We start from the raw sequence: 24,046 nt of genomic DNA, 5'->3' as shown, positions 1-24,046 counted from the left end.
CAGGCGTTTAGCCTGGGCTATCCGGGTCCGCGATGGCCGCCCACCACAAAGGCCAGCCATTCCCCGTACGGTGAACGCGCGTTAGTCCTGTTCTGATGCGCTGGTCCCGTCCGGATCGAGGAGTGCCTGAAGCTCGCGGCGGACGATCTTGCCAGTGCTGCCGCGCGGCAATTCGTCGAGCACCGTGATCGTCCGCGGCACTTTGAAATTGGCGAGGTTCTCCCCGATGTGTGCCTTGAGCGCGTCCGGTGTGGCGGTGGCACCGGCGTCGAGTACGACGAACGAGGAGAAGTCCTTACGGCGCGAACGGCTTTGAGTCAGGCGTTGGCGAACTCGGGCGGTTTCACGGCAGCCGGGTCGGGGTTGGCGAGCGGCAGTCCCATGAACCGGCGGGCGTTGTCGCCCATGAAGTCGTAGGTGCGGCGCACGTCCATGCCCTCGGCGTACTTCCAGTAGCCGTTCGGGGTTGCGAGACCCTCGGGATGCGGCCAGTCCGAGCCGAACATCACCTTGTCCCATCCGACGGTCTCGACGACGTCGGCAACCGAGCCCTCCCAGAACGGGCTGACCCAGATGTTGCGTCGGAACACCTCGTGCGGATGCTCGGGGAAGTTCTGCGGCATCTTCTTGTAGGTCATCTCCAGATCGTCGAACAGCGGTTTGATCCAGGCGCTTCCGTTCTCGACGCTGGCGATGCGCAGCTTCGGGAACCGGGTCAGGGTGCCGTGGCAGATCAGGCTGGTCAACATGTCGGCGATCTCGCGGTGGCCCAACGCCGTCCACTTGAACGCCGACATCTCGAACGCGCTACTGGTATTCGCCGGTTCCCATTTCTCGATGTACTCCTGCAGCGGTGGCTGGCTGGCGTGCAGCACGATCGGCAGTCCGGCGTCTTCGACGTCCTTCCAGAAGGGATCGAACTCCGGCAGCGCCGGCGAGCGCCAGCCCTTGAAGCCGCATACCGGGGCCGGCTTGATCAGCGCGACCTTGGCGCCGTTGGCCAGGATGTACTCGAGTTCGCGGCGACCCTCGTCGACGATGCCGAGGTTGATGACGGGCGTGCTGAAGATCCGGTTGGCGTGACTGAAGCCCCAATGCTCGAGCATCCACTGATTCAGCGAGTGGATGATGGCCGCGGTCAGTTCCGGATCCTCGGCCGAGGAGTGCTCCACCAGGTTGGCCAGCGTCGGGTAGTTCAGGCACGCATCGACGCCTTGCCCGTTGAGTTCGGCGATGCGGTCCTCGGGGTTGCGTGCACCTGGCGGCGTGTCGATGCCACGGCCGGACATCTCCCTCATCGTCAGACCCTCGGGGTTCTGGCCGGAGTAGAACTTCTCGTGGGCGCCGGGAGCGGCGACCCTTTCGAACGTCGGGTTGGGCATGTAGTCGGTGATCTTGTTCAGGATCGCGATCCGGGTGTGCCTGCCGATCTGGACGAACTGCACGGCCTTCTCGTACTGCTCGGGGAGGTACTTGAGCAACGCGTCGGGAGTCTCGTACATGTGCTGGTCGGCGTCGAAGATCGGTGCGTCTGTGAACTGGGTCATCGGTGTGCCTCTCGCTGCTCTACATCGGGCTTGGAGATGAGCTTGGCGCAACTTGACAATTGTGTCAAGTCTGGACCATCACGTGCATGAAAAGCACGATGAAATGAGGTGATTGCACTTGACAGTACTGTCATATACAGTCGCCGCATGACGGTGACCTCGGGCGCTCCTGCCGGTGAACAACTGGACGGCACCCGCGGCGAGCGCACTCGGTCGGCGATCCTGGATGCCAGCCGCCGGCTGTTCCTGGAGCGTGGGTACGGCGGTATGCCGATCAACGCGATCACCGAGGCCTGCGGCATTTCGCGGGCCGGCTTCTACACGTACTTCAAGGACAAGCGGGAGATCTTCAACGTCCTCGGCGAGACGGCTTACCACGACGTCCTCGCGGTGATCGCCAGGTGGGCCGAGGCCGATGAACCGTTCGGGCCTGCCGACGTCCGGGCCTGGGTCGGCAAGTACTTCGATTACATGGATCAGCACGGGGCGTTCGTCTTGGCCTCCGCTCAGTCGGCCCCCGACGACGACACCTTCCGGATGTCCCGCAACCGTATGGTGTCCCGTGCGGCGTGGAAGTTGGGTCAAGCCATCGCAGGCGACGGCCCGCACTCACCTGACGTCATCGGCGTCGCGGTGATGGGCTTGCTCGACCGGGCCTGGTACACGGTGCACGGCCAGACGGTCGCCGTCGAGCGTGACGAGATGATCGCGGTGGTCGCCGAGATGATCGTGGCGATGACGCGCCGCTGACCGAGGGTCGGCCGGCGCTACTCGGCGGGGCGGAACGCAAAGGTAAGCACCGGGTCGCCCTCGGCGGGCTGCAGCGTGGTGGTGGTCGACACCAATGGCTGGCCGATGTGCAGTTCGCTAGCGGCGCCGACGATCAGCGTCTCCACCAGCACGCCCTCGGCCAATTCGACGAAGCCAACCACGTACGGCTGGAACACTTTCGGGTCCCGATTGCCCTTGTACGGAAGCGGCGGCGGGAACTCCTGGGTGGTGTAGGTGTACAGCGTGCCCTCGGTGGACAACTCGATCGCTTCGATGTCCTCCTGGATTTCCGGGGCGCCGTCGAAGAGCTCGGGTCGCTCGGCGGGGAACTTCACCACGCCCGACGAGCGCCTGCGCGAACCGAACAGCACTGCGCGGTCGCCGTCGACGCGGAACAGTCCCTCGGTGATCAGTGCGGTCATCTCAGACCACCTCGATGACCATCGCGGCACCCATGCCGCCGCCCGCGCACATGGACAGCACGCCGATGCCGCCACCTCGTCTGCGCAACTCGTAGATCGCCGAGGTGACCATCCGGGCACCGGTTGCGGCGATCGGGTGGCCAAGGCTGATGCCCGAGCCGTAGACGTTGACGATCTCCTCGTCGAGTCCGAGTTCGCGGGCACACGCCACGGCCTGGGCGGCGAACGCCTCATTGATCTCGAACAGTGCGACGTCCTCGAGTTTCCGGCCCGCCAGCTCCAGCGCCTTGGGGATGGCCTTGATCGGTCCGCTGCCGGTGCGGGTCGGATCCAACCCCACCTGCGTCCACGACAGCACGTTGGCCAGTACGTTTTGCCGGGTATCGGGAGACGCCAGTGCGACGACCGCCGCCGCATCGTTGATGCCCGACGAGTTCCCCGCAGTCACCGAGAAGCCCTCGATCTCGGGATGCAGCACCTTCAGTCCGGCCAGCGACTCCATCGAACTGCCGCGCCGCGGATGCTCGTCCTCGGCGAACGTGATCGTGGTTCCGTCGGCCTGAGGGACCTGGATCGGGATGATCTCGTCGGTGAACGATCCGGCGTCGATGGCCGTGATCGCGCGCTGATGGCTACGCAGCGCCCACTCGTCCTGGTCCTCGCGGGTGATGCCGTACTGGAGGTTGCAGTTGTGCGCGACGGTGATCGACATGTCCATCGCGGGCGCTTCCGCCGTCGGCGGATGCGACTCGGGGAACCACTGCACGTAGTCCTCTGGCGACTTGCCCGTGGTGAAGGGCTTGCGCTTCTGCATGATCGGTCCGGTGGAGATGGACTCCATGCCGCCCGCCAGGATGGCGCGGCTCATGCCCGCCGCGATCTGCCCGGCGCCCACCGCGATGGCGGACAGGCTCGATGCGCATTGCCGGTTGACGGCGAGCCCGGGGATGTCGGTCAGGCCGAGATCCACCGCGATGTAACGGGCGCTGTCGCCACCGCCCTGCATGCTCTCGGCCAAGACGAGGTCGTCGAAGTCGGCGGCATCCAGTCCGGAGCGTTCGATGACGGCCGACACCACGGCCTTGGCGAGTTCGACCGCGGGCACGTTGGCCAGGGTGCCGCGACGCGCGGTGCCGATCGGTGTGCGAGCAGCGGCCACGATCGCTGCGCGGGACGTGGCTCGGGGCGAGCGAAGCGACGGGGAATGTGGAGTGGTGGCCATGTGTCTCCCTGACGTCGAAGGGCGGGTTGCCCGGTGAGCGGGGCTAGTCTATACCGTTAAATAGATATCGGATTTTCGGGGCAGGTGGCGACAGGAGCGGTCAGTGCAAGTGATCGGGTCGATCGATGACGCGGTATCGATGATCGGTGCGGAACTCGGGGTCAGCGGCTGGCTGGACGTCGACCAGAGTCGGATCGACGAATTCGCCGACGTCACGAACGATCACCAGTGGATCCACGTCGACGTCGAGCGCGCCAAGGCCGAAAGCCCCTACGGCGCAACGATTGCGCACGGATTCCTGACCCTGTCGCTGATCCCCGGGCTGAGCAAGGACAACTATCGCGTCGAGAACGCCAAGATGGGCATCAACTACGGCTTGAACAAGGTGCGCTTCCTGGCCGCGGTCACGGCGGGCAGCCGGATCCGGGTCCGCTCCCACCTCGCCGACGCCACCAAGGTCAGTGACGACACGGTGAACCTGACCGTGCGGCACACCGTGGAGATCGACGGCGTCGAGAAACCGGCTGCCGTCGCCGAATTGATCGCGCGGTTCGTCTTCTGATGGCTAACCTCACCAAGATGACCGGCGGACCGTTCGAGGGCAAGGCCATTCTCACCGGGGCAGGCAAGTCGCAGGTCGGCCGGCGGCTCGGCCGGACGGGTCTGGACCTGACGCTCGAGGCGGTGCTGCGGGCGATCGAGGACGCCGGCTTGAGCGTCGACGACGTCGACGGCATCGCCAGCTACCCGGGACCCGGTGTGCCCGACGCCGGATTCTCCGGAGCGACCATCCAGGAGGTCCGCAACGCACTGGGGCTGCGCTCGCGTTGGTACGTCTCGGCGATGGAGACCGCAGGCCAGATCGGCCCCGCGATCGAGGCGTGCATGGCGGTCAGCCTTGGCCTGGCCAACCACGTCGTGGTCTACCGGTCGGTGTGGGAGTCCACCGCCGCGCAACAGGCTGGCGGCGGCCGCGCGTCGGTGCTGTTCGGCGGCGGCAACCTGCCCCCGCACCTGGAATGGATGGCGCCGTTCGGGGCGCTGTCTGCGGCGAACTGGCTGGCGATGCCCGCCCAGCGCTACATGCACGACTTCGGGCTGACCCGCGAGCACCTCGGCCTCATCGCGATCAACGCCCGCACCAACGCCGGGCTCAACCCCGACGCGGTCTACCGCGAGCCGATGACGATGGACGACTACCTCGGCGCCAGGATGATCTCCGAACCGCTGTGCCTCTACGACTGTGACGTGCCCTGTGACGGCGCCACCGCGGTGATCGTGTCGCGTCGCGACGCCGCTAACGGCCTGCCGCGGCACCCGCTGACGGTGGAGTCCGTCGGGCCGGGGATGTTCGAACGTGCCACCTGGGACCAGCGCGCGGACATCACCACGATGGCGGCCCACGATTCCGCTGCCACGCTGTGGCAGAACACCAACATGACCCCCGCCGACGTCGACATGGCCCAGCTCTACGACGGCTTCTCCTTCCTGACCGTGATGTGGCTTGAGGCGATGGGCTTCTGCGACCACGGCAAGGTCGGCGAGTTTCTCGGCGACGGCTCCCGTATCGCACTGGACGGCTCGCTGCCGATCAACACCAGTGGCGGTCAACTCTCCGGCGGGCGGCTGCACGGCATGGGGTTTCTGCACGAGGCATGCGTGCAGATGTGGGGCGAAGGTGGTGAACGGCAGGCCCCGAAGACTCCCGAGGTCGTGGCCGTCGCGGTCGGCGGTGGTCCGGTGGCCGGGTCGATGTTGTTGAGCAGTCGGTAACGCTCGATGCCGGCCACCGGTTTCTCCCGTCGCTTCGCTCGCCCCGACGATCTGACGCTCGGCGACATCGTGACCGACAACGCGGTGCGCTTCGGTGACGTGGTCGCCTATCGGCACGGCGACCGCACCGTCACCCACGCGCAGTTGCGGGACCGGGCTGTGCGGCTGGTGTCGGCGATGGCGGACGTCGGCGTGCGACGCCAGGACCGCATCGCGGTGTTGAGCCGCAACGGCATCGAGTTCGGCGAGCTGATCGCTGCGACACAGCTCAGCGGAATCATCATGGCCACCATCAACTTTCGGCTCTCGCCGCCGGAGATCGCCGATGTACTACGCCGCGTCGAGCCGAGGATCTTGTTCGTCTCCGACGAGTTCGTTCCGGTGCTCGCCGACATCGCGAGGCAACTGCCATCGCCGCCGGTGCTGGTGGCGATCGCTGGCGAGGCGCCGCCAGGTCATCCCCCCGTCGCTTCGCTCGCCCCGGGCATGACCGGCTACGAGCGGTTCGTCGAAGGCGGTCGAAGTGGCGAGCCCGAATTCGTCGCTGTTCCCGACGACATCGCGTGTCTGCTCTTCACCAGCGGCACCACCGGTGCCGCCAAGTGCTGCATCCTCGGGCAGCGCGAGATGCGCGACGTCGCATTCACGATGAGCAACGAAATGCAATGCGGCAGTGCCGATCGCGGGCTGATCAACATGCCGATGTTCCACGTGGGTGCGCTCGCGATCATCGGCGGTCTGCACGCCAGGGGTGGGACCGTGGTCCTGCAGCAGCAGTTCGACGCGGCCGATGCGGTGGCGCTGATCGCCGCCCGGCGGATCACTCTGTTGCACCTGGCGCCGGTCATGCTCAAGGCGTTGCTCGACCAGGTTGATGACGAATCCTCTGTGAAATCCGTTCAGACCGTGGTCTACTCGGCTGCGCCGATGACCGCGGCCATCCTGCGGCGGGCCATCGCCGCACTGCCAGATGCGGGCTTCCTCAACCTCTACGGCCAGACCGAGGTGATCGTGTCGGGACTGCCACGCGAACTGCACGACCTCGTCAGCCCGGACGCCGAGGAACGGTTGCGCTCGGTCGGTTTCCCGTTCCCCGGCATACGCATTCGCGTCGTCGGCGAGGACGGACGCGACGTGCCCGCGGGGGAGGCCGGCGAAATCGTCGTACGGGCCGGCTCGACGTTCCGTGGCTACTTGGACGATCAGGCGGCTACCCAGGCGACGCTGCGCGACGGCTGGTGTCACACCGGGGACGTGGGCCGAATCGACGAGCGTGGGCTGCTGTTCCTGGTCGACCGCAAGAGGGACGTGATCATCAGCGGCGGGGAGAACGTGTACTCACCCGAGGTGGAGGACGCGATCTGCGCGCTCGACGGGGTGGTCGCCTGCGCGGTGGTCGGGATACCCGACGAGAAGTGGGGAGAGGCGGTCTGCGCGGTGGTCGTGCCATGCGATGGTGCCCCGCCGACGTTGGAGGCGCTGCAGGAGGGCGTCCGAAAGAGGCTGGCTCGCTACAAGGTGCCGCGCCGACTGGTGCTGGTCACCGAATTGCCCATGCTGCCCAGCGGCAAAGTGGACAAGAAGCGGTTGCGCGCCGACCTGAAGGCCGATGCCGGCTGAGTTACAGCGCGGGCTGGCCGTACACCGCGACCACCACGGAACGGGACAAGCTGTTCTCGGACCAGACCCCGATGGCGGTGTTCGCGCAGTCCTGCATGGTGGCCTTGGACGGTGGGTCGTACCACCACTGAGCCAGGATCTCGATGCCGCTGATCGCCAGCGCCGGGTTGATCGCCACGGTCTCGGCCACCTTGCCGTTGAAGCCTGCCGCGTTGGCACGGTCCTGCGGGCTGGATCCGTCGGAACCGATGTCACCGTTGACGTCTGGGTTGTTCAGCACATCGTCCGTGTGGCGTTGCGCGGCGGCCACCAGTCGGCCGTCCAGCTTTGCCTCGGTGGGGCAGCCGTTCTGCTTCTGGGCGGTGTAGATGTTGACGAACACGCTCTCGTTCAGCCGCTTGTTGTCGGCGAGCGCGGACGGCGCGGTGGTCGCGGTGATCATCGCCGACAACAGCGCTAGCGTCAGTGCGCAACGTCGGGCCGCGTGCGTGAACGTCATGGTCGATGAGACTACGCGCAAATAGATAAATGAATTACGCTTTCAGCTGCCGGAGCAGTGACCGGCGCAACAGGTTCGCCATGAGTTCCGCGGCGCGCTCGTCGCTGTCGGGTGCAGTGGCCGCGGTGGGTTCCGTCATCCGGCCCAACACCGCCAGGAACACCGCGCCCGCCACCTGATCGTCAAGGCCTGCGGGCAGTTCGACGGTGTCCAACAACGCACCGACCGCGCGGTGGATTGCACCGATGCCGTGCTCCACGGCGGCGTCGGACAGCTGCTCGGCCACTGTGCCGTCCAACCACGCCCGAATGACACCCCGGTAGGTGCGGTGAAACCGGACGTATCCCAGCATCCAGTCGATCAACGAGCCCGCGGCCGTCCGTGGCAGGGCTGCGGCGTGCTCCTCGATCTCGGCCGTCGCCTGGCGTGTCAGTTCGGCGAGGATCTCGACCTTGGTGCTGAAGTACCGGTACAGGGTTGCGCGGCTGAGGTCGGCGGCTGCCGCGATGTCCTCCATGCCGACGGCGTAGTAGCCGCGTTCGGCGAACAACGCCGAGCTCACCGAGAGCACGTCCTGGCCAATCGGCGACAGAGGCGGGTCGATGACGGCGGGTGTCGATTCTGTCCGATCGGCGACCACCAACGGCGTGGTCACCGACTCGCGGACGTCGTGCGGTCCGACGACGCGCAGCACGGCCGCCGGCGTCTCGGGGAACAGCATCAGCTGCAGGGCCACGGTCAACGACGCCGACACGACCTCCCGAGCGGGCAGAGGGAACATCGTCCGGTGCCGATAGAGATTCACCATGTGCGGGATTCGTCCAAGCACCGCAGCGGCGTCGTCGACGTCCAGGCCCTGCACTCGGGCTCCCCGCAGCCGCTGGGTCACCACGTGATGAAAGTCCTCCGCCACGGTGCCGGTATCGATGACTGCCAACTCGTTCCCGATGCCGGGATACTCCGCGAACGTTGCGGCGTGAGTGTCGTAGATGGTGGCCCACTCCACCAGCCAACGGTGCAACGCACCGACCCCGTCAATCGTCGGGCCGAGCTCACCGAGCTGTTCGCCGTGAACGAGCACGTCGCGCTCGGCCACTGCGCTCAGCTCGCGAAAGATGTCGTCCTTGCCCGCGAAGTATTGGTAGACCGTGGCGCGGGACGCATTCGCCGCCTTGGCGATGGTGTCGAGTGAGGTGCCGTGGAACCCGTTGGCCAGGAAGACCTCCGCTGCGCATGCGAGTATCCGGTCGCGGGTGTGCAGGCCGCGGCGCCCGACACCGACGTTGGCGGCAGGGGCGTACCCCGGTCGGCGCATCTTGTCCGGAGTTGGCGCCATCCAAGAAGTATCCGGGTGCGCCGACGCAGAGGTCACTGGGACGGCGGTCCTGGCAGGTTGCGCTTGGCCTTGCCGGGATAGCCGAAGAACTTCTCGAAGTTGGCGTCATTGATGGGCTGCGCGCTGTTGCGCGTGGCCGCTGACCGCAGCGCCGCTAGCCGGGTCTCTGCCTTCTCGAGTTCGTCGGAGGGGCCGTTCTGCCGTTGGCGATCGATTTGGGCCGCGGCCGCGGCGATCTCCAATCGCAGCCGTTCGCCCGCTTCGCCGAACGTCAGCAGGTCGTGGTCGTCCTCGTCGACCTTCTCCCGCGCGGTGCCGGCGGTGGGCTGGTCAAGAGAGTTCATTTCAGGCCTCTCGGGCTATGGACGGGTGTGGCGTACGTCATATAGTCTGTGAGACGAACCGTCAGAAAACAAGACGATGAGTCAGAAACCACCATAGTCAGAGACGAGGGAGCCCCATGCCGCTTCAGGATCACCACCAGATCGTTTCGGTCGACGACCATCTCGTCGAGCACCCGCGGGTGTGGCAGGACCGGTTGCCGCAGAAGTACCTCGAGCAGGGTCCGCGGATCGTCGAGGAAAACGGCATGCATCTGTGGCATTACGACGGGCAGGTGTTCCCGACCATCGGACTCAACGCGGTGGCGGGCAAGCCGCCGGAGGAGTGGGGCATGGACCCCGTCCGTTACGAGGACATGATTCCCGGCTGCTACGACCCTGTTGCCCGGGTCGCCGACATGGACCTCGACGGCGTGCAGTCGGCGCTGTGCTTTCCATCGTTCCCCGGGTTCGGTGGCGGCACGTTCCAGCGTGCCGACGACAAGGATCTGGCGCTGCTGTGCACCAAGGCCTGGAACGACTTCTACATCGACGAGTGGTGCGCTGTTGCTCCCGAGCGCTACGTGCCACTGGCGATCCTGCCGACCTGGGACATCGACGCCTGCGTGGCCGAAGCAGAGCGCGTCGCCGCCAAGGGCGCCCGAACGATCTCGTTCCCGGATAGCCCGGTGCCGCTTGGTCTGCCGTCGTTCCACTCCGATCACTGGGACGGCCTGTGGCAGGTCTGCTCGGACGCCAAGATGCCCGTGTCGCTGCACTTCGGCTCCGGCTCCTTCGTGCCCGGCTTCTCGTTCTCCACGATCAAGCCGGTCCCGGGTCAGATGGCGGTGCCGGACGCGCCCTTTGCGGTCGCGACGGCGCTGTTCTCGACCAACTTGATGTGGTCCACGGTCGACCTGCTGTTCTCCGGCAAGCTGCAGCAGTTCCCCGAGCTTCAGATCTCGCTTGCCGAGGGTGGCATCGGCTGGGTGCCCTACATCCTGGAACGCAGTGACTACGTGTGGGAGCGGCACCGCTACTACCAGAAGATCGACTTCGATACCCGACCCTCTGAGCTGTTCCGCAAGCACTTCTGGGGTTGCTTCATCGACGACATGCATGGGTTGAAGAATCGCCACGAGATCGGGATCGATCGGATCATGCTCGAGATCGACTTCCCGCACAGCGACTCCAACTGGCCGAACTCGCGCAAGCGCGCCGCAGAGGTGCTGGCCGACGTACCCGACGACGAGTGCTCGCTGATCGTCGAGGAGAACGCCCGCCGGATGTTGAACTTCCCGCGGGTGCTCGCGGGTGATCGCCGGCTGGCCTCGGTCTAGCAGAGCCAGGGGGATAACGGATGGACACCAGGGTCATCGTGCGTCGCATCGCGCAAGCCATCGTCGTCCTTTGCGCGGTCGGCAGCGCGTTGGTGGCCTCCCGGCAGAATTGGCCGGATGCGGCGTTGATCGGACTATTCGGCGCGTGGGCATTGGTGACGGCCCGCAAGATGACGTGGAAGCTGCGCCAGGATCCTGATGGCGCCTCCACCGTCGGGGTCAGCTAGCTCCCAACTACTCGGTGTGGCCGGCCTTCGCCTCGTCCTCGCGGGTCAGCCCGGCGGCCCCGATCAGTTCTTCGTGAAGCTCGAACCACACAGTGTGGTACGAGTCGATGATGGGCCGCGTCAGCCAGGTGGTGTCCCCGGCGTGCACCTTCTCCAGCGCCGCCGACAGCTTGGCGGGGTAAGCATCCAGTCGCGGCAGCTGCAGGGTGGCCGACGCCAGGATGGGCAGGACTGCCTGGTGGACGCCGTCGAGGCGCCGCAGCACCGCGGCGTCATAATCGGCGTCGCCGTGATCGTTGGGCTCGCCGTGCCTGAGCTGCCACTGCGAGATCAGCGACTTGAACTCGCGGTTGACCCCGCGAAACTCGTCGTACGCCTTGGCGAAGGCCTCGGCGTCGAGCCCGCGGCGCTCGTCGGCGAGCAGCTCGGTCAGACGGGCCCGCCCGTCCGGGGACAGCCGAAGGGTCGTGCCTTCCATTAGCAGGCCCGCCTCGGTGAGCTCCTTGACCGCCGAATCGACGGCGGCCTCGTCGTCGTCGAGCGTCGCGGCGATGTCGCCGTGCCGCACCCGGCCCTTGAGTCGCACGGCCTGTAGCAGCGTCAGTTCATCCAACGTCGGACCTCTCGGTGAGTCGGAATGCAGTCAGCATGGCCATCAGGGGAGTCTCGCAGACGTCGCCGAGTACCCGGCGCGCGATCGCGGCCAGCTCCGCCAGGTCCGGGGTGTCCCGTTCCGACCACGCCGTCAGTTCCAGTACACCGTCGAAGACCTCGCCCGCGCCGCCGTCGACCGTGATCGACCTGCCGTCGAGGGCGGCGGCGACTCCGGCGCCGCAGCCCACCACCGCGGGCCTGCCGATCTCGCGGCTAACCACCGCGGCGTGGGAGGTGGCGCCGCCGACCTCGGTCACGATGGCCCGGGCCGCGAGCATCCCGGCGACGTCGTCGGGGCTGGTCGAGATGCGGACCAGGATCACGTCCTGGTCCTCGTCGGCTGCGTCGAGTGCGGCGTCGACGTCGGTGTACGCCGTGCCCGACGTGACACCTGGACTGGCTGGCAGGCCCGTGGCCAAAAGGGTTGCAGCGAGCCGGGTCTCGGGCTGCAACGAGGGAGACAGCAAGGCGCGTACGTGTTCGGGAGTGACGCGCCGCAGCGCTTCGGCGTCGTCGATGAGGCCGCAGGCGCGGAACTTCAGCGCGAGGCGGACGGCCGCCTGGGGGGAGCGCTTGGCGACGCGGGTCTGCAACAGCCAGAGCCGGCCCTCCTCGACGGTGAACTCGATGTCCTGCACATCACGGCCAAGGCGTTCGAGCTCCTTGGCCGAGGCCATCAGCTCGTTGAACACCCGAGGCTGTTCTGTCCGCAACGCGTCCAGAGGTAGGCAGTCGAAGGTGCCCGACACCACGTCCTCGCCCTGGGCGCCGGGCAACCATTCGCCCAGCGGCTCGTCGGCGCCGGTGGCCGGATTCCGGCTGAAAAGCACCCCGGTGCCCGAGTCGCGGTGCAGGTTTCCGAACACCATCGCCTGCACCACCACCGCCGTGCCGCCGGTGCCGTCGAGCCCGTGGTGGGCGCGGTAGGCCGCCGCCCGCGGGCTGTTCCACGAGGCGAACACCGCTTCGATCGCGCCGCGAAGCTGGACGAGGGGGTCGTCGGGCACGTCGGCGGACGAATCGTCCCCGAGAACGATCCGCTGGTACATCGCGCGGAACCGGGAACGCGTATCGACGGCGAACTCCGGTGAGGCGTGCGACCCCAGCGCCTGTTGAACGGCATCGTCGATGCCGAGGTCGAGCACGGTGTCGAGCATGCCCGGCATCGACTGCGCCGCCCCTGAGCGCACACTCAGCAGCAGCGGCCGCGGGCCGTGGCCGAAGGTGCGCGACGTCTCGCTCTCAAGCCACCGAAGTTTCTCGAGCACGTCCGGCCACACGCGATCCAGGACGCGCTCGTCGCCGGCTAGCACCATCGCGCACACATCGGTGATGAGGCAAAAGGCCGGCGGAACGGGCAGCCCAAGCGAGCGCATGAAGTTGATGCCAAAGCCCTTGTTGCCCAGCGCTTCGCGGGGCAGCCGCGAACTCCCGTCGAGCGGTATCACGGAGTCTCGGCCGAGGTCTGGCCGGGCGCGGTCATGGGTGACTCGTGTCATGAATCTCAAGCATGCCAGATACATCGAAATAGTTAATCCTTTAGTCTTATGATGTCGGTGGACGAAACCGAGTACTGCGCGGCGACTGGAGGAGGTCATATGAAGGTTCGTCTGGAGCAAGCGAAGTGCGTTGGCCACGCCCAGTGCTACGCCGTCGACCCAGACTTGTTCCCGATCGACGACTCGGGCTATTCGATCCTCGAAGCGCACGACGTGCGACCGGGAGACGAGCAGGCCACCCGTGACGGGGTCGCCGCCTGCCCCGAACTCGCCTTGATCCTCGAAGAGGGGTGACGGGGCGCTTGCCAATCACACGCGCCAGCAGTCACACTGCAACGTAACTAACTAGGTATACTTTGTGAGGGTGTGATGCAGGCAGTCGATTGGCGTCCCCGGCTCGAGTCGCTACTCGCTGACTTCCGTCGTGGACAGGACGACACCGCCCGGTCGGGTCACAGACCAGATCGAATCGAGGTGGCCCGCGCCTGGCACGCCCAGCTGGTCGACCACCGTCTGGCCGCACCGGGATGGCCGCACGCGGTCGGTGGCCTGGAGTTGCCGCTGGCGGACCAGCTGGACTACTACCGGATGACCACCGATGCGGGCGTGCCGCCACACCCGTGCCCGCTGTCGTTCATCCTCGCCCCCACCCTGATCGCGCACGGCACCCAGCGGCAGAAGGATCGCTTCCTCGGTCCGCTGCTGCGTGCGGACGAGTTCTGGTGTCAAGGGTTTTCCGAGCCGGGTGCGGGCAGCGACCTGTCGTCGCTGTCGACCCGCGCGGTACTCGACGGTGACGTGTACCGGGTGACGGGTCAGAAGGTGTGGACCACGATGGCCGACCGGGCCGATTGGATGTTCGCGCTGGTGCGCACCGGTCCGCCCGGTCGCTCGACCGACGGCATCACGTATCTGCTGATCCCGATGAAGAGTCCGGGCGTCACCGTGCGGCCGCTGCGCGACATCAGCGGGGCGGCGCACTTCGCCGAGGTGTTCCTCGACGACGTGGAGGTGCCCGTCGAGAACCGGGTCGGCGACGAGGGCGGCGGCTGGTCGATCATGCGCACCTCGCTCGGCCACGAGCGGGCCACCGCCTTCCTCGCCGACGAATTCAAGTACCGCCGCACGGCCGACCGGGTGATCGACCTGGTGGTGTCACGCGGGCTTGCCGACGATCCGCTGGTCCGTCAGGACGTCGCGCGCCTCGAGTCCGGGGTGCGCACCATCGCCGCCAACAGTGCGCGCGCACTGGCCACGGTCCTGCGTGGCGAGGATCCCGGTGGCGTCGCATCGGTGAACCGGCTGGTGAAATCCGAGTTCGAGCAACACATGCATGCGCTGGCGCTTCGTGCAGTCGGCCCGTATGCCGCGCTTGGCAGCCGGGCGCCCGACGCCGTCGACAACGGACGGTGGACGTTCGGCTATCTGATGAGCCGGGCGACCACGATCGGCGCCGGGACCGCCGAGATCCAACGCAACACCATCGCCGAGGGCGTGCTCGGGCTGCCGTCGCACCGGGGGGAAGGCGCCCGCGCGGCAGCTGGCGTTCCAGGTGCACCGCTCGCGGTGCCCGAGGATGACGAGCGCGAACTGCGCGAGGTGCTAGCGGGCGCACTGCGGGCCAAGGTGGACATGGCGGCACTGCTCGACAGGAAGCGGCCGATCGGCGCCTCCGAACGTGACGTATGGTCGGCGCTCGTCGAGTTCGGTCTGCCGGGCCTTGCCGTCGATGAATCCCTCGGCGGCGGCGGTGCCAGGCCCAGGTTGCTCTACGCCGCCATCGAAGAAGCTGCGAAGGCTCTGGCGCCCGCGCCGCTCGTCGCGACCGTGACCGCGCTCGACGTCGCCGTGCAGTGTGGCGCAAAGGCTTTGGTCCAGCGGATCACGGCGGGCGCGCCGGCGTCGTTCGCCGTGCCTCTCGGCGACGGCGGCTGGGTCACCAGCGGGCCGGAGCTGCCCGTGTGGGACGGCGCTGCGCTGGATGGCGTGGTCCCGGTCGTGGCGGGTGCGCCGACCGCCGAGGTGCTGATCGTGTTGGCGCGGACCGCGGACGGCGCTGGGGCGAGCGAAGCGGCGGGGGATCATGTGGTCGTGGTAGCCGTGGACGCCGACGCCGACGCCGACGGCGTCACGGTGGCGGCCCATCAGCCCTTCGACCTGACCGCCACCATCGGCTCGGTGACGTTGACCGGCGCCGCGGGGGAGGTGCTGGCCGACGGCACCGACGTGCGCCGCTTGCTCCGCGACGCCCGCCGCCGAGCAGCGCTCGCAGTGGCGGCGGACTCGGTCGGGGTGGGATCGCGCGCCTTGGCGATGGCCGTCGACTGGGCGGGGGAAAGACACCAATTCGGCCGAGCCATAGGCAGTTTCCAAGCGGTGTCGCACCGGTGCGCGGACATGTTGGTCGCATTGGAGGGCGCCCGTAGCCAGGTGCTCGCGGCTGCCGACGTCGACCCCGACGAGTCCGACGTCCTGGTGGACCTCGCCACGGCCGCGGCGCTCGACGCAGGCGTCGCCGTCGCCGAGGGGGCACTGCAGATCCACGGCGGCATCGGGTTCACCTGGGAACACCCGGTCCATCTGCTGCTGCGTCGCGCTCAGGCCAACGCGGTCCTGGTGGGCCGTACCGACGCGCTGCGGGACAGGGCTGCCGGGGAGCTCCTGCAGCGAGCCGGAGTCTGACGAGTCACGCCGAAAGGGAAGACGACAACGTGGAATACGGCATGGGACCCGAGCTGGAGAGCTTCCGCGCCGAGGTGCGCGCCTTCATCGCCGAGCACGCGCCGGCCATACCTCCGCGGGCCGGCGTGCGCAGTGCGGAGAACGAGGCGGAACTCAAGGCGATGCAGGACTGGACGGCGCGCTTGTTCGAGGCAGGCTACGCCGGCGCGGACTGGCCCGCGGAGTTCGGCGGCCGTGCCGACCGCTCCGCTGAGCACGCCATCGTGGTTGGCGAGGAACTGGCCCGCGCCGCGGCACCCGGCGTGCCGAGCGGCAACGCCCTCGCCTCGCATGCGCTGATCCACTACGGCACCGACGAACAGCGCCGCAGGCACCTGCCGGAGATCCGGGCCGGCAGGCAACTGTGGTGTCAGCTGTTCAGCGAGCCGGGTGCTGGCAGCGATCTGGCGTCGCTTCGCACCAGGGCCGTCCTCGACGGCGACGCCTATACGGTCAGCGGACAGAAGGTGTGGACCACCGACGGGCACTGGGCCGACTACGGATATCTGTTGGCGCGCACCGACTCCGACGCCCCGAAGCACAAGGGCATCAGCGCGTTCATCCTCGACATGTCCAGCCCGGGTATCACCGTCCGCCCGCTGCGCGAGCTCACCGGAACCTCGGACTTCAACGAGGTGTTCTTCGATGCCGTCGAGGTTCCCGCCTCGGCGATGATCGGGGCGCCAGGGCAGGGCTGGGCGATCGCGAATGCCACCCTTGGACACGAACGCACCAGCGTGGGTGCGGCGGTGGTCAAGCTGAAGTTGGCCATAGAAGGTCTTGTCGGGCTCGCTTCTCGCGTCACCGTCAACGGCCGACCCGCCATCGAGAGCGATCGCGTCCGTGACCGGATCGGGCAGTTCACCGCCGAAGTCGAGGCCCTGTCCGCGCTGACCTACGCCAACCTCACGCGCTGGCTGCGCGGCACCGAACGCATGCACGACGGCGCGATGGCCAAGCTGATGTTCAGCGAACTGAATCTCGAGATGGCACGCTACGCCGTCGAACTCGGTGGGGAGGCGGGAGTGCTGGTGGAAGGGGACGTGGATGCCATCGATGGCGGCCGCTGGCAGGACGAGTGGCTCTACGCGCGTGCCTACACCATCGCAGGGGGAAGCTCGGAGATCATGCGCAACCTGATCGCCGAACGCGGACTGGCCCTTCCGCGTGACCGGCGCTGAGAGTCAGATCGTGACCAGCGCCGCACGGTGTTCGGCGACGGTGCCGTCGAAGGCCTCGTCGACCTTGATCCGGCGCAGGAACAGATGCAGGTCGTGTTCCCACGTGAAACCGATGCCGCCGTGTACCTGCAGGGCGTTACCCGCCACCTGGGCAGCGGCCGACTTCACATACGCCGCCGCTGCCGATGCCGCCCGCGATCGTGCGGCGTCCGGCGCGGTGTCGAGCGCGAGCGCCGCGGCCCACAGCGAGGCTCGGCCTGCTTCCACGCCAACAGCCATGTCTGCGCAGTGATGTTTGACGGCCTGGAACGAGCCGATGGGCGCGCCGAACTGTTCGCGCTGCCCGGCGTAGGAGACCGTCATGTCGAGCAACCGCGCCGCCGCTCCAAGGGCGTCAGCCGCACGGTGCACGGCAAGTGCGTCGCGCAGCTGGTCCAGCGTGCCCGAGGGCAACTCCGTCCATTCGTCGACCGTCGTGTCGAGGTCCAGCCGGGCCCACGATCGGGTCAGGTCGAGGGTCGCCATGGCTGACGTTTTCGGTGCGGAAAGGACCACCAGATACTCCTCGTCGCCGAACTGTCCGGCCAGCGCAAGGGAGTCCATGTCGGCGGCCATCGGCACGGGCCGGCTGACGCCGGTAAGTCGCAGCGCCGCACCATCGGTGCGGGCCTTCGGACCAAGCGTGAGTCCCACTAGAGCGCCATCGGCGGCGGGCAGGCCGACCCTGTCCAGAAGCCAGGCGGCGACGTTCAGATCCGCAACCGGCAGCGAGCTCGCCGCGTACCCGTGCGCTTCGGTCACGACGGCGAGATCCACGTGGGTGCCGCCCATCTCGGGGGTCAGCAACGTCAGTAGGCCGGATTCATCCGCATGCGCCCTTGCCGCGGGGTCAACGGTGACGGCCGCCGCGTCCAGCGCCGCGCGGATCCTGGCGACGGGTTCGTTCTTGGTGAACCAGGCCCGCTCCGCCGCAGCGAGTTGGTCTTGTTCGTCGGTCAAGCCGAAGTCCATCGCGAGCCCCTTTCACAAAGTTGACCTAGTAAACCATGTCGACTACGTTCGGAGGAACGGTGATCCGCCGCAGAACTCGATTCGGAAAGTGACGATGACGAGCATCCACGAGGCGCTGGGCCGGCTTTGGGACGCCAACGACCACGACCGAATGATCCTGTTCGACGGACGCTGGGCGTCCTGGGGCACGGTCCGCTCGCTCATCGAGCGGATCGATCGGGAACTGACGGCGGCCGGGTGTGAGACGGGTGGCCGAGTCGCCGTCGTGCTCTCCAATCGCATGGAGTCCATCGCCGCGCTGATCGCGATCTTCCGGGGCGGACGCACGCTGGTGACCATCAGTCCGCTGCAGCCAACGGACAGGCTCAGCGCGGATCTTGCTGCATCCGCGGTGTCGTTCGTCCTTGCGCCACCCGCGTTGTGGTTCGAAGAGGTCTTCATCGACACCGTCGCCGAGCTCGGTGCGACCGGCTGGAGCCTCGATGGCGCCGAACTCGCCGTCCGGGCCAGGGGCACGAAGGAAGTGGTGGGCGGCGATCCGGCAGTCGCCATCGAGATGCTGACGTCGGGCACGACCGGTGCGCCCAAGCGCATTCCCTTGACCCGTGCGCAATTGGAGGCCTCCCTCGCGTCGGCGCTGCGGCACAACGACCGTCCCGAAGCCAGAACCAAACCCCCGTTGACGGGAACCGTCGGCCTGGTGACGCTGCCCATCGTGCACATCGGTGGGCTGTGGGGGTTACTGCAGTCGCTGGTCGCGGCTCGCCCGATTGCGATGCTCGATCGTTTCACCGTGCCGGGCTGGCATGCCGTAGTCAAGGAGTTTCGACCTGCCGTCGCCGGACTGCCGCCCGCGGCGATGCGGTCGGTGCTCGACTCCGACATCCCGCGGGAGGATCTGGCGAGCATCCGTGCCATCAACGCCGGCACCAGCCCCGTCGACCCCGAACTGGTCGACGCGTTCTTCGAGCGGTACGGCATCCCGATCCTCGTCGTCTACGGGGCGACCGAGTTCTCCGGCGCGGTTGCCGGCTGGACCGTCAAGGACTTTCACGCACAATGGGCCGACAAGAAGGGCAGTGTCGGACGCGCCTTCCCTGGGGTGCAACTGCAGATCGTCGACGAGGGCGGCGCGACGCTCGGCGTGAACGAGCCCGGCAGGCTGCAAGTCGCCTCGCCGCAGGCCGGCGGAGCCGGAGGCTGGATCACCACCAGTGATCTCGCGCACCTCGACGCGGACGGGTTCCTGTACATCGATGGCCGCGCCGACGACGTGATCGTGCGCGGCGGCTTCAAGGTATCCCCGGAGACCGTGGTGCGGGCGCTGCGTGCGCACCCATCGGTCGCCGATGCCGCCGTCGCGCCCGTTCCGGACGAGCGGCTGGGCCAGATTCCAGTTGCCGCAGTCGAATTGCGTCCCGGCGCAGCCGCCGATGGCGAGGGACTGCGCCAACACTGCCGAGCCACGTTGACCCCCTACGAAGTGCCCGCCCGCATCTTCGTCGTCGACGCGCTGCCCCGCGGCGCGGCACTCAAGGTCGACCGCCGCAGGCTGCTCACCATGCTGGACGAGCTCGGCGCCATGCAGGAGCAACCCACGTGAAGGGGGATTCTCGTGCAGCGCACCACCGGTGAGTTCACTGCGCTACTGAAATTTGAAGATGCCAAGGAAGGCGCATTGGCCTTGGCGGAGACACGGCAACCGACACGGAAGGTACGTTGAAAATGGAGAAGCGTTCGGGCCGCGTTGAAGGAAAAGTGGTTCTGGTCACGGGCGGAGCACGCGGTCAAGGCCGCAGCCACGCCATCAAGTTGGCCGAGGAGGGTGCCGACGTCATCCTCTTCGACATCTGTCACGACATCGAGACCAACGAGTACCCGCTGGCGACACCGCGCGACCTCGAGGAAGCCGGCCTCGAGGTGGAGAAGGCCGGCCGCAAGGCCTACACCGCCCAGGTCGACGTGCGCGATCGTGCCGCCGTGACTCGCGAACTCGCCAATGCCGTAGCCGAATTCGGCAAGCTCGACGTCGTCATCGCCAATGCGGGCATCTGCCCGCTGGGGACAGGACTGCCGATTCAAGCGTTCGTCGATGCCTTCGACGTCGACTTCATCGGCGTGGTCAACACGGTGCACGCCGCGCTGCCGTACTTGAGATCCGGTGCATCGATCATCACCACGGGGTCGGTTGGCGGTCTGATCGCCGGTCTGCTTCCGCCGGGTGAGGGCGGGCCGCAGGGCCCGGGCGGAGCCGGCTACAACTACGCCAAGCAACTGGTGGACTCCTACACCCTCCGGCTCGCGGCGCAGCTTGCGCCACAATCCATCCGCGCCAACGTCGTTCACCCGACCAACGTCAACACCGACATGCTCAATAGCGAACCGATGTACCGGCAGTTCCGGCCGGACCTCGAGTCGCCCACCCGCGACGACGCACTGCTGGCGTTCCCCGTCATGCAGGCAATGCCCACGCCGTACGTCGAGCCCTCGGACATCTCCAATGCGGTGTGCTTCCTGGCCTCCGACGAGTCTCGCTTCGTGACGGGCCTGCAGTTCAAGGTCGACGCGGGCGCGATGCTGAAGTTCTAGGAGGGCAGATGACCACCACCGAGAAGTCGGGTGCGGGGGCGAGCGGAGCGACGGGGAATGACCCGGAGTCGGCCGCGGAAGAGGGCCGGATCACCGACGAGGACATCGAACGCGCGAAGGCGCAGATCGGGATCCCCGTCGTCCAGCGCGACGAGGCGTGGCACAAGCTGCCTTCAGGTGATGCCTTCACGCAGTTCGCCTTCGGCTGCGGTGACGACAATCCGCTGTTCCACGATGCGACGTACGGGCCTGGCACGCGCTGGCACGGGCAGATCGCATCCCCGACCTTCCCGATCGCGACGGGCCTGGACCAGACCCCGAAGTTCACCGATCCGGAGCGAAAGAAGTTGTTCCGCGGCCTGTTTCGCGGGACGGGCAAGTACTACTCGGGCGTGAAGTGGACGTGGTACCGACCGATCTATGCCGGCCGCCCCGTGTTGGCGGAGAACTACACGCTGGACGTCGTGGTCAAGGACAGCGAGTTCTCCGGCGGCCGTTCAGTCAAGGAGACCTTCCGGTACCTGTACGTCGACCTCGACGGCAATCCGATCGCCACCCGCGACGAGTCCTACATCAACGCCGAGCGCCAGGGTTCCAAGAAGTCCGGCAAGCTCAAGGACATCCAGCGCAAGCACTGGACCCCCGAGGAGATCGCTCAGGTCGAGGCCGAGTACGAGTCGGAGCTGCGCCGTGGCGCCGACCCGCAGTGGTGGGAGGACGTCGCAGTAGGTGACGAACTGCCCGGAATCATCAAGGGCCCGTTGACCGTCGTCGACATCATCTCGATGCACATGGGGTGGGGCTGGGGTGGCTACGGGGTTGGTCCGCTGAAGTTCGCGCATCAACTGCGCAAGCGGATGCCCGCGTTCTACCAGCCCGATGAGTACGGCGTGCCGGACGTCGTACAGCGACTGCATTGGGACTCCGGGCGTGCGCAGGCGCTTGGCATCCCGGCGCCCTACGACTACGGCCAGATGCGTGCGGCGTGGGTGAGCCATCTACTCACCAACTGGATCGGCGACGACGGTTGGCTCGCCGAGATGGACCTCCAGATGCGTGGGTTCAACTACCACGGGGACGTGCACCGCTGTACCGGCAAGGTCACCGCCAAGGGAGACGGCCCCGACGACGTCCTGTCGCTCGACGTCTCGGCTACCAGCCAGCGGGACGAAACCACCACGCGTGGCACGGCCAAAGTATTGCTCCCGTCGAAGGCGACGGGCGCCGTGGTACTGCCGATTCCGGATGGCGATCTGAGAAGACGTGGGGCGCAAGTCGTCTCGCGCAATTCGGGCAAGGTCGGCGAAGAGATGCGACGACTGCATGGAGAGTGAGACAGACAAATGAAACGACTGGTCCTAGAGGCTGATCACGAGGCGTTCCGCGAGACGGTTCGGCAGTTCATCGAGCAGGAGCTGGCACCCAACGCCGAGCGTTGGGAGAGCGACCGGCTGGTGGACCGATCGGCGTGGGTCGCGGCGGGCAAGCACGGCCTGATCGGGTTCAACATGCCCGAGGAGTACGGCGGCGGTGGCGTCGACGACTTCCGGTTCAACGCCGTAATCGACGAGGAGATCGCCCGCTACGGCGGCCCCGCACCGGCACTGAGCCTGCAGAACGACGTCGTTGGTCCGTACTTCTCAGGGCTGTCCAACGACGAACAGAAGGCGCGCTGGCTTCCGGGCATCGTCAGCGGCGAGTTGATCGTCGCCGTTGCGATGACCGAGCCCGGCGCGGGTAGCGACCTGGCAGGCATTCGCAGCTCAGCCGTCCGTGATGGTGACGACTGGATCATCAACGGCGCCAAGACGTTCATCTCGTCCGGCATCAACTGCGATCTGGTCGTGGTGGTATGCCGCACCGACCCCGACGCCGGGCACAAGGGGTTCACCCTGTTCGTGGTCGAGGCTGGCATGGACGGTTTCACCCGCGGCCGCAAGCTCGACAAGATGGGTTTGCACTACCAGGACACCGCGGAGCTCAACTTCGAGAACGTCCGAGTGCCGTCGGGCAACCTGTTGGGCAAGGAGGGGCGTGGCTTCTATCACCTGATGGCCAACCTCCCGTCGGAGCGGTTGTCCATCGCCATCTCGGCCATCGCGGGTGCCCGCGAAACCTGGCGGCAGACACTGCAGTATGCCAAGGACCGCAAGGCCTTCGGCCAGTCGATCGGCAGCTTCCAGCACAACCGATTCCTGTTGGCCGAGATGGACACCGAGCTCGAGATCGGCGAGCAGTACATCGACCGGTGCCTGCAGGCCGTGGTCGACGGTGAGCTGACGGCAGTCGAAGCGTCGAAGGCCAAGTGGTGGTGCACCGAGCTGGCGAAGAAGGTGATTGACGGCTGCGTGCAGCTACACGGCGGCTACGGGTACATGACGGAATACCGGGTGGCGCGCGACTACATGGACAACCGCATCATGACCATCTTCGGCGGCACTACCGAGATCATGAAGGACATCATCGGCCGTGATCTAGGCCTATGACCATCAAGCGGGTCCGCGTGGACGGCCTTGACATCGAGTACGTCGACACGGGGACAGGACCAACTGTCCTGTTCGTGCACGGCGTGTACGTCACCGGGGCGGTGTGGAACGACGTCGTGACCGAGCTGGGCGATGGCTTCCGCCATGTCGTGCCCACCTGGCCGCTGGGTGCACACAGCACGCCGTCCGAGGGCGCCGACCTCGGTGCCGAAGCGGCGGCCCGGCGCATCGTGCACTTCATGGAAGCGCTCGATCTGACCGACGTCACCGTGGTGGCCAACGACACCGGCGGCGGCCTGGTCCTGGCATCGCTGGGGGATCCGTCACTCGACACGTCACGAATTGGTCGTATGGTGCTGACCAATTGCGATAGCTACGAACACTTTCCGCCGGGCGCCTTTGCGCAGATCGTGAAGTTGTGCCGGTTCAGCCCCGCACTGGGCTTGGGAGTCGTACGGCTGTTGGCCACCGGGCCGGGGCAGGCGTTCTTTCTCAAGGCCGTGTCGAAGCATCCTCCGACTCCGAACCGGCAACGCGAGATCTTCGGCGCCTTCGCCTCTAGCGGGGCTGCCCGTCGCGATGCCGTCACGGTGACGGCGTCACTGGATCCGGCGCTGACGCTTCGCGCTACGCCGGCGATCGAGGCATTCGACCGACCCGTCACCCTGGCGTGGGGAACCGAGGACGAGCTGTTCCCCCTCGATCACGCCCTACGCCTGCGTCATGCGTTCCCTCGCGCCACGTTGATCGAGATTCCGGATTGCTCCGCCTTCGTGATGCTCGATGCGCCGCAGAAGCTTGCCGAAGCGATCCGCAACGTCTGACCAG

At 67.0% G+C, this 24,046-nt stretch carries 23 protein-coding genes and 1 pseudogene; 14 read left to right on the top strand and 10 right to left on the bottom strand.

All coding sequences use genetic code 11. The features are described 5' to 3' along the window. Positions 1-81: 81 nt before the first annotated feature. Positions 82-288 (bottom strand): annotated as a pseudogene (locus HNP02_RS02840) (hypothetical protein); the annotation flags it as partial. A 29-nt stretch (positions 289-317) separates the two neighbouring features. Then, positions 318-1,547, bottom strand: coding sequence for an amidohydrolase family protein (locus tag HNP02_RS02835; RefSeq protein WP_184434376.1), 1,230 nt, complete (start codon positions 1,545-1,547; stop codon positions 318-320). A gap of 147 nt (positions 1,548-1,694) precedes the next feature. Between HNP02_RS02835 and HNP02_RS02830 the strand changes: the two genes are divergently transcribed. Further along, positions 1,695-2,297, top strand: a complete 603-nt coding sequence (locus HNP02_RS02830) for a TetR/AcrR family transcriptional regulator (RefSeq protein WP_184434373.1) — start codon at positions 1,695-1,697, stop codon at positions 2,295-2,297. 17 nt (positions 2,298-2,314) lie between these two features. Here the strand turns inward: HNP02_RS02830 and HNP02_RS02825 are convergent, their stop codons facing one another. Together HNP02_RS02825 and HNP02_RS02820 are read right to left on the bottom strand one after the other, a co-directional pair. Continuing rightward, a complete protein-coding gene (locus HNP02_RS02825; protein ID WP_184434370.1) occupies positions 2,315-2,740 on the bottom strand; it encodes a Zn-ribbon domain-containing OB-fold protein in 426 nt (141 codons plus the stop codon). A 1-nt stretch (position 2,741) separates the two neighbouring features. Then, positions 2,742-3,962 carry a thiolase family protein gene (locus tag HNP02_RS02820; RefSeq protein ID WP_184434367.1) on the bottom strand — a complete coding sequence of 407 codons (1,221 nt, stop codon included), beginning with the start codon at positions 3,960-3,962 and terminating at the stop codon, positions 2,742-2,744. Positions 3,963-4,065: 103 nt separating this feature from the next. Between HNP02_RS02820 and HNP02_RS02815 the strand changes: the two genes are divergently transcribed. The 3 genes from HNP02_RS02815 to HNP02_RS02805 are packed head-to-tail and all read left to right on the top strand — an operon-like array spanning position 4,066 to position 7,355. Further along, a complete protein-coding gene (locus HNP02_RS02815) occupies positions 4,066-4,524 on the top strand; it encodes a MaoC family dehydratase (protein WP_309241379.1) in 459 nt (152 codons plus the stop codon). Between the two features lie 17 nt (positions 4,525-4,541). Next, on the top strand, positions 4,542-5,735 hold the full coding sequence (locus tag HNP02_RS02810; protein WP_184434364.1) for a thiolase family protein: 1,194 nt from the start codon (positions 4,542-4,544) through the stop codon (positions 5,733-5,735). A 6-nt stretch (positions 5,736-5,741) separates the two neighbouring features. Further along, on the top strand, positions 5,742-7,355 hold the full coding sequence (locus HNP02_RS02805) for an AMP-binding protein (RefSeq protein WP_184434361.1): 1,614 nt from the start codon (positions 5,742-5,744) through the stop codon (positions 7,353-7,355). Between the two features lies 1 nt (position 7,356). Here HNP02_RS02805 and HNP02_RS02800 read toward each other — a convergent pair whose 3' ends face one another. Genes HNP02_RS02800 through HNP02_RS02790 form a run of 3 tightly spaced genes read right to left on the bottom strand, consistent with a single transcriptional unit; the run spans position 7,357 to position 9,534 of the window. After that, complete coding sequence (locus tag HNP02_RS02800) at positions 7,357-7,854, bottom strand: CAP domain-containing protein (RefSeq protein WP_184434357.1); 498 nt, start codon at positions 7,852-7,854, stop codon at positions 7,357-7,359. A 34-nt stretch (positions 7,855-7,888) separates the two neighbouring features. Next, a complete protein-coding gene (locus tag HNP02_RS02795; protein WP_184434354.1) occupies positions 7,889-9,190 on the bottom strand; it encodes a TetR/AcrR family transcriptional regulator in 1,302 nt (433 codons plus the stop codon). 32 nt (positions 9,191-9,222) lie between these two features. Next, positions 9,223-9,534, bottom strand: a complete 312-nt coding sequence (locus HNP02_RS02790) for an acyl-CoA synthetase (protein ID WP_184434351.1) — start codon at positions 9,532-9,534, stop codon at positions 9,223-9,225. Between the two features lie 116 nt (positions 9,535-9,650). Here HNP02_RS02790 and HNP02_RS02785 point away from each other — a divergent pair, with 116 nt between their 5' ends. Both HNP02_RS02785 and HNP02_RS02780 read left to right on the top strand, forming a co-directional pair. After that, a complete protein-coding gene (locus HNP02_RS02785) occupies positions 9,651-10,850 on the top strand; it encodes an amidohydrolase family protein (RefSeq protein ID WP_184434348.1) in 1,200 nt (399 codons plus the stop codon). Positions 10,851-10,870: 20 nt separating this feature from the next. Continuing rightward, positions 10,871-11,077 carry a hypothetical protein gene (locus HNP02_RS02780; protein ID WP_184434345.1) on the top strand — a complete coding sequence of 69 codons (207 nt, stop codon included), beginning with the start codon at positions 10,871-10,873 and terminating at the stop codon, positions 11,075-11,077. Between the two features lie 7 nt (positions 11,078-11,084). Here HNP02_RS02780 and HNP02_RS02775 read toward each other — a convergent pair whose 3' ends face one another. Together HNP02_RS02775 and HNP02_RS02770 are read right to left on the bottom strand one after the other, a co-directional pair. Further along, on the bottom strand, positions 11,085-11,690 hold the full coding sequence (locus tag HNP02_RS02775; protein ID WP_184434342.1) for a MarR family transcriptional regulator: 606 nt from the start codon (positions 11,688-11,690) through the stop codon (positions 11,085-11,087). Beyond that, positions 11,683-13,230: a pyruvate, phosphate dikinase gene (locus HNP02_RS02770; protein WP_221317048.1), complete on the bottom strand. Its 1,548-nt coding sequence runs from the start codon at positions 13,228-13,230 to the stop codon at positions 11,683-11,685. The genes HNP02_RS02775 and HNP02_RS02770 overlap by 8 nt, the downstream gene beginning before the upstream one ends. Before the next feature lie 99 nt (positions 13,231-13,329). On the opposite strand from HNP02_RS02770, the gene HNP02_RS02765 reads away from it, so the two are divergent. The 3 genes from HNP02_RS02765 (at position 13,330) to HNP02_RS02755 (ending at position 17,132) form a co-directional block, all read left to right on the top strand. After that, positions 13,330-13,524 (top strand): ferredoxin, encoded by a 195-nt coding sequence (locus HNP02_RS02765; protein ID WP_184434339.1) that lies wholly within the window; start codon positions 13,330-13,332, stop codon positions 13,522-13,524. Between the two features lie 75 nt (positions 13,525-13,599). Next, complete coding sequence (locus HNP02_RS02760) at positions 13,600-15,912, top strand: acyl-CoA dehydrogenase family protein (protein ID WP_184434336.1); 2,313 nt, start codon at positions 13,600-13,602, stop codon at positions 15,910-15,912. Between the two features lie 29 nt (positions 15,913-15,941). Beyond that, a complete protein-coding gene (locus HNP02_RS02755; protein ID WP_184434332.1) occupies positions 15,942-17,132 on the top strand; it encodes an acyl-CoA dehydrogenase family protein in 1,191 nt (396 codons plus the stop codon). A 3-nt stretch (positions 17,133-17,135) separates the two neighbouring features. Here the strand turns inward: HNP02_RS02755 and HNP02_RS02750 are convergent, their stop codons facing one another. Next, the gene (locus HNP02_RS02750; RefSeq protein ID WP_184434328.1) at positions 17,136-18,143 is read right to left on the bottom strand and encodes an acyl-CoA dehydrogenase family protein; all 1,008 of its coding nucleotides are present in this window, start codon (positions 18,141-18,143) and stop codon (positions 17,136-17,138) included. A 94-nt stretch (positions 18,144-18,237) separates the two neighbouring features. Here HNP02_RS02750 and HNP02_RS02745 point away from each other — a divergent pair, with 94 nt between their 5' ends. The 5 genes from HNP02_RS02745 to HNP02_RS02725 all read left to right on the top strand — a co-directional run bounded on the left by HNP02_RS02745 (position 18,238) and on the right by HNP02_RS02725 (position 24,042). Continuing rightward, the gene (locus HNP02_RS02745) at positions 18,238-19,746 is read left to right on the top strand and encodes a class I adenylate-forming enzyme family protein (RefSeq protein WP_184435005.1); all 1,509 of its coding nucleotides are present in this window, start codon (positions 18,238-18,240) and stop codon (positions 19,744-19,746) included. A 122-nt stretch (positions 19,747-19,868) separates the two neighbouring features. Beyond that, positions 19,869-20,732: a mycofactocin-coupled SDR family oxidoreductase gene (locus HNP02_RS02740; protein WP_184434325.1), complete on the top strand. Its 864-nt coding sequence runs from the start codon at positions 19,869-19,871 to the stop codon at positions 20,730-20,732. An 8-nt stretch (positions 20,733-20,740) separates the two neighbouring features. After that, a complete protein-coding gene (locus HNP02_RS02735; RefSeq protein ID WP_184434323.1) occupies positions 20,741-22,066 on the top strand; it encodes a MaoC family dehydratase N-terminal domain-containing protein in 1,326 nt (441 codons plus the stop codon). Positions 22,067-22,075: 9 nt separating this feature from the next. Then, complete coding sequence (locus tag HNP02_RS02730; RefSeq protein ID WP_184434320.1) at positions 22,076-23,218, top strand: acyl-CoA dehydrogenase family protein; 1,143 nt, start codon at positions 22,076-22,078, stop codon at positions 23,216-23,218. Continuing rightward, positions 23,215-24,042 (top strand): alpha/beta fold hydrolase, encoded by an 828-nt coding sequence (locus HNP02_RS02725; RefSeq protein ID WP_184434317.1) that lies wholly within the window; start codon positions 23,215-23,217, stop codon positions 24,040-24,042. The genes HNP02_RS02730 and HNP02_RS02725 overlap by 4 nt, the downstream gene beginning before the upstream one ends. The last annotated feature ends 4 nt before the right edge of the window (positions 24,043-24,046 follow it).

Origin of the sequence: Mycobacterium sp. AZCC_0083, from assembly GCF_014202335.1 — a bacterium.
In the GTDB taxonomy this organism is placed as follows: Bacteria; Actinomycetota; Actinomycetes; order Mycobacteriales; family Mycobacteriaceae; genus Mycobacterium.
This window is presented reverse-complemented; position numbering and strand designations above follow the sequence as displayed.

Bases quoted from the DNA above. Each gene is read 5' to 3' on its own strand.
- HNP02_RS02835 (WP_184434376.1), bottom strand. From the start codon at position 1,547: ATGACCCAGTTCACAGACGCACCGATCTTCGACGCCGACCAGCACATG.
- HNP02_RS02830 (WP_184434373.1), top strand. From the start codon at position 1,695: ATGACGGTGACCTCGGGCGCTCCTGCCGGTGAACAACTGGACGGCACC.
- HNP02_RS02825 (WP_184434370.1), bottom strand. From the start codon at position 2,740: ATGACCGCACTGATCACCGAGGGACTGTTCCGCGTCGACGGCGACCGC.
- HNP02_RS02820 (WP_184434367.1), bottom strand. From the start codon at position 3,962: ATGGCCACCACTCCACATTCCCCGTCGCTTCGCTCGCCCCGAGCCACG.
- HNP02_RS02810 (WP_184434364.1), top strand. From the start codon at position 4,542: ATGACCGGCGGACCGTTCGAGGGCAAGGCCATTCTCACCGGGGCAGGC.
- HNP02_RS02805 (WP_184434361.1), top strand. From the start codon at position 5,742: ATGCCGGCCACCGGTTTCTCCCGTCGCTTCGCTCGCCCCGACGATCTG.
- HNP02_RS02800 (WP_184434357.1), bottom strand. From the start codon at position 7,854: ATGACGTTCACGCACGCGGCCCGACGTTGCGCACTGACGCTAGCGCTG.
- HNP02_RS02795 (WP_184434354.1), bottom strand. From the start codon at position 9,190: ATGGCGCCAACTCCGGACAAGATGCGCCGACCGGGGTACGCCCCTGCC.
- HNP02_RS02790 (WP_184434351.1), bottom strand. From the start codon at position 9,534: ATGAACTCTCTTGACCAGCCCACCGCCGGCACCGCGCGGGAGAAGGTC.
- HNP02_RS02785 (WP_184434348.1), top strand. From the start codon at position 9,651: ATGCCGCTTCAGGATCACCACCAGATCGTTTCGGTCGACGACCATCTC.
- HNP02_RS02780 (WP_184434345.1), top strand. From the start codon at position 10,871: ATGGACACCAGGGTCATCGTGCGTCGCATCGCGCAAGCCATCGTCGTC.
- HNP02_RS02770 (WP_221317048.1), bottom strand. From the start codon at position 13,230: ATGACACGAGTCACCCATGACCGCGCCCGGCCAGACCTCGGCCGAGAC.
- HNP02_RS02765 (WP_184434339.1), top strand. From the start codon at position 13,330: ATGAAGGTTCGTCTGGAGCAAGCGAAGTGCGTTGGCCACGCCCAGTGC.
- HNP02_RS02760 (WP_184434336.1), top strand. From the start codon at position 13,600: ATGCAGGCAGTCGATTGGCGTCCCCGGCTCGAGTCGCTACTCGCTGAC.
- HNP02_RS02750 (WP_184434328.1), bottom strand. From the start codon at position 18,143: ATGGACTTCGGCTTGACCGACGAACAAGACCAACTCGCTGCGGCGGAG.
- HNP02_RS02745 (WP_184435005.1), top strand. From the start codon at position 18,238: ATGACGAGCATCCACGAGGCGCTGGGCCGGCTTTGGGACGCCAACGAC.
- HNP02_RS02740 (WP_184434325.1), top strand. From the start codon at position 19,869: ATGGAGAAGCGTTCGGGCCGCGTTGAAGGAAAAGTGGTTCTGGTCACG.
- HNP02_RS02735 (WP_184434323.1), top strand. From the start codon at position 20,741: ATGACCACCACCGAGAAGTCGGGTGCGGGGGCGAGCGGAGCGACGGGG.
- HNP02_RS02730 (WP_184434320.1), top strand. From the start codon at position 22,076: ATGAAACGACTGGTCCTAGAGGCTGATCACGAGGCGTTCCGCGAGACG.
- HNP02_RS02725 (WP_184434317.1), top strand. From the start codon at position 23,215: ATGACCATCAAGCGGGTCCGCGTGGACGGCCTTGACATCGAGTACGTC.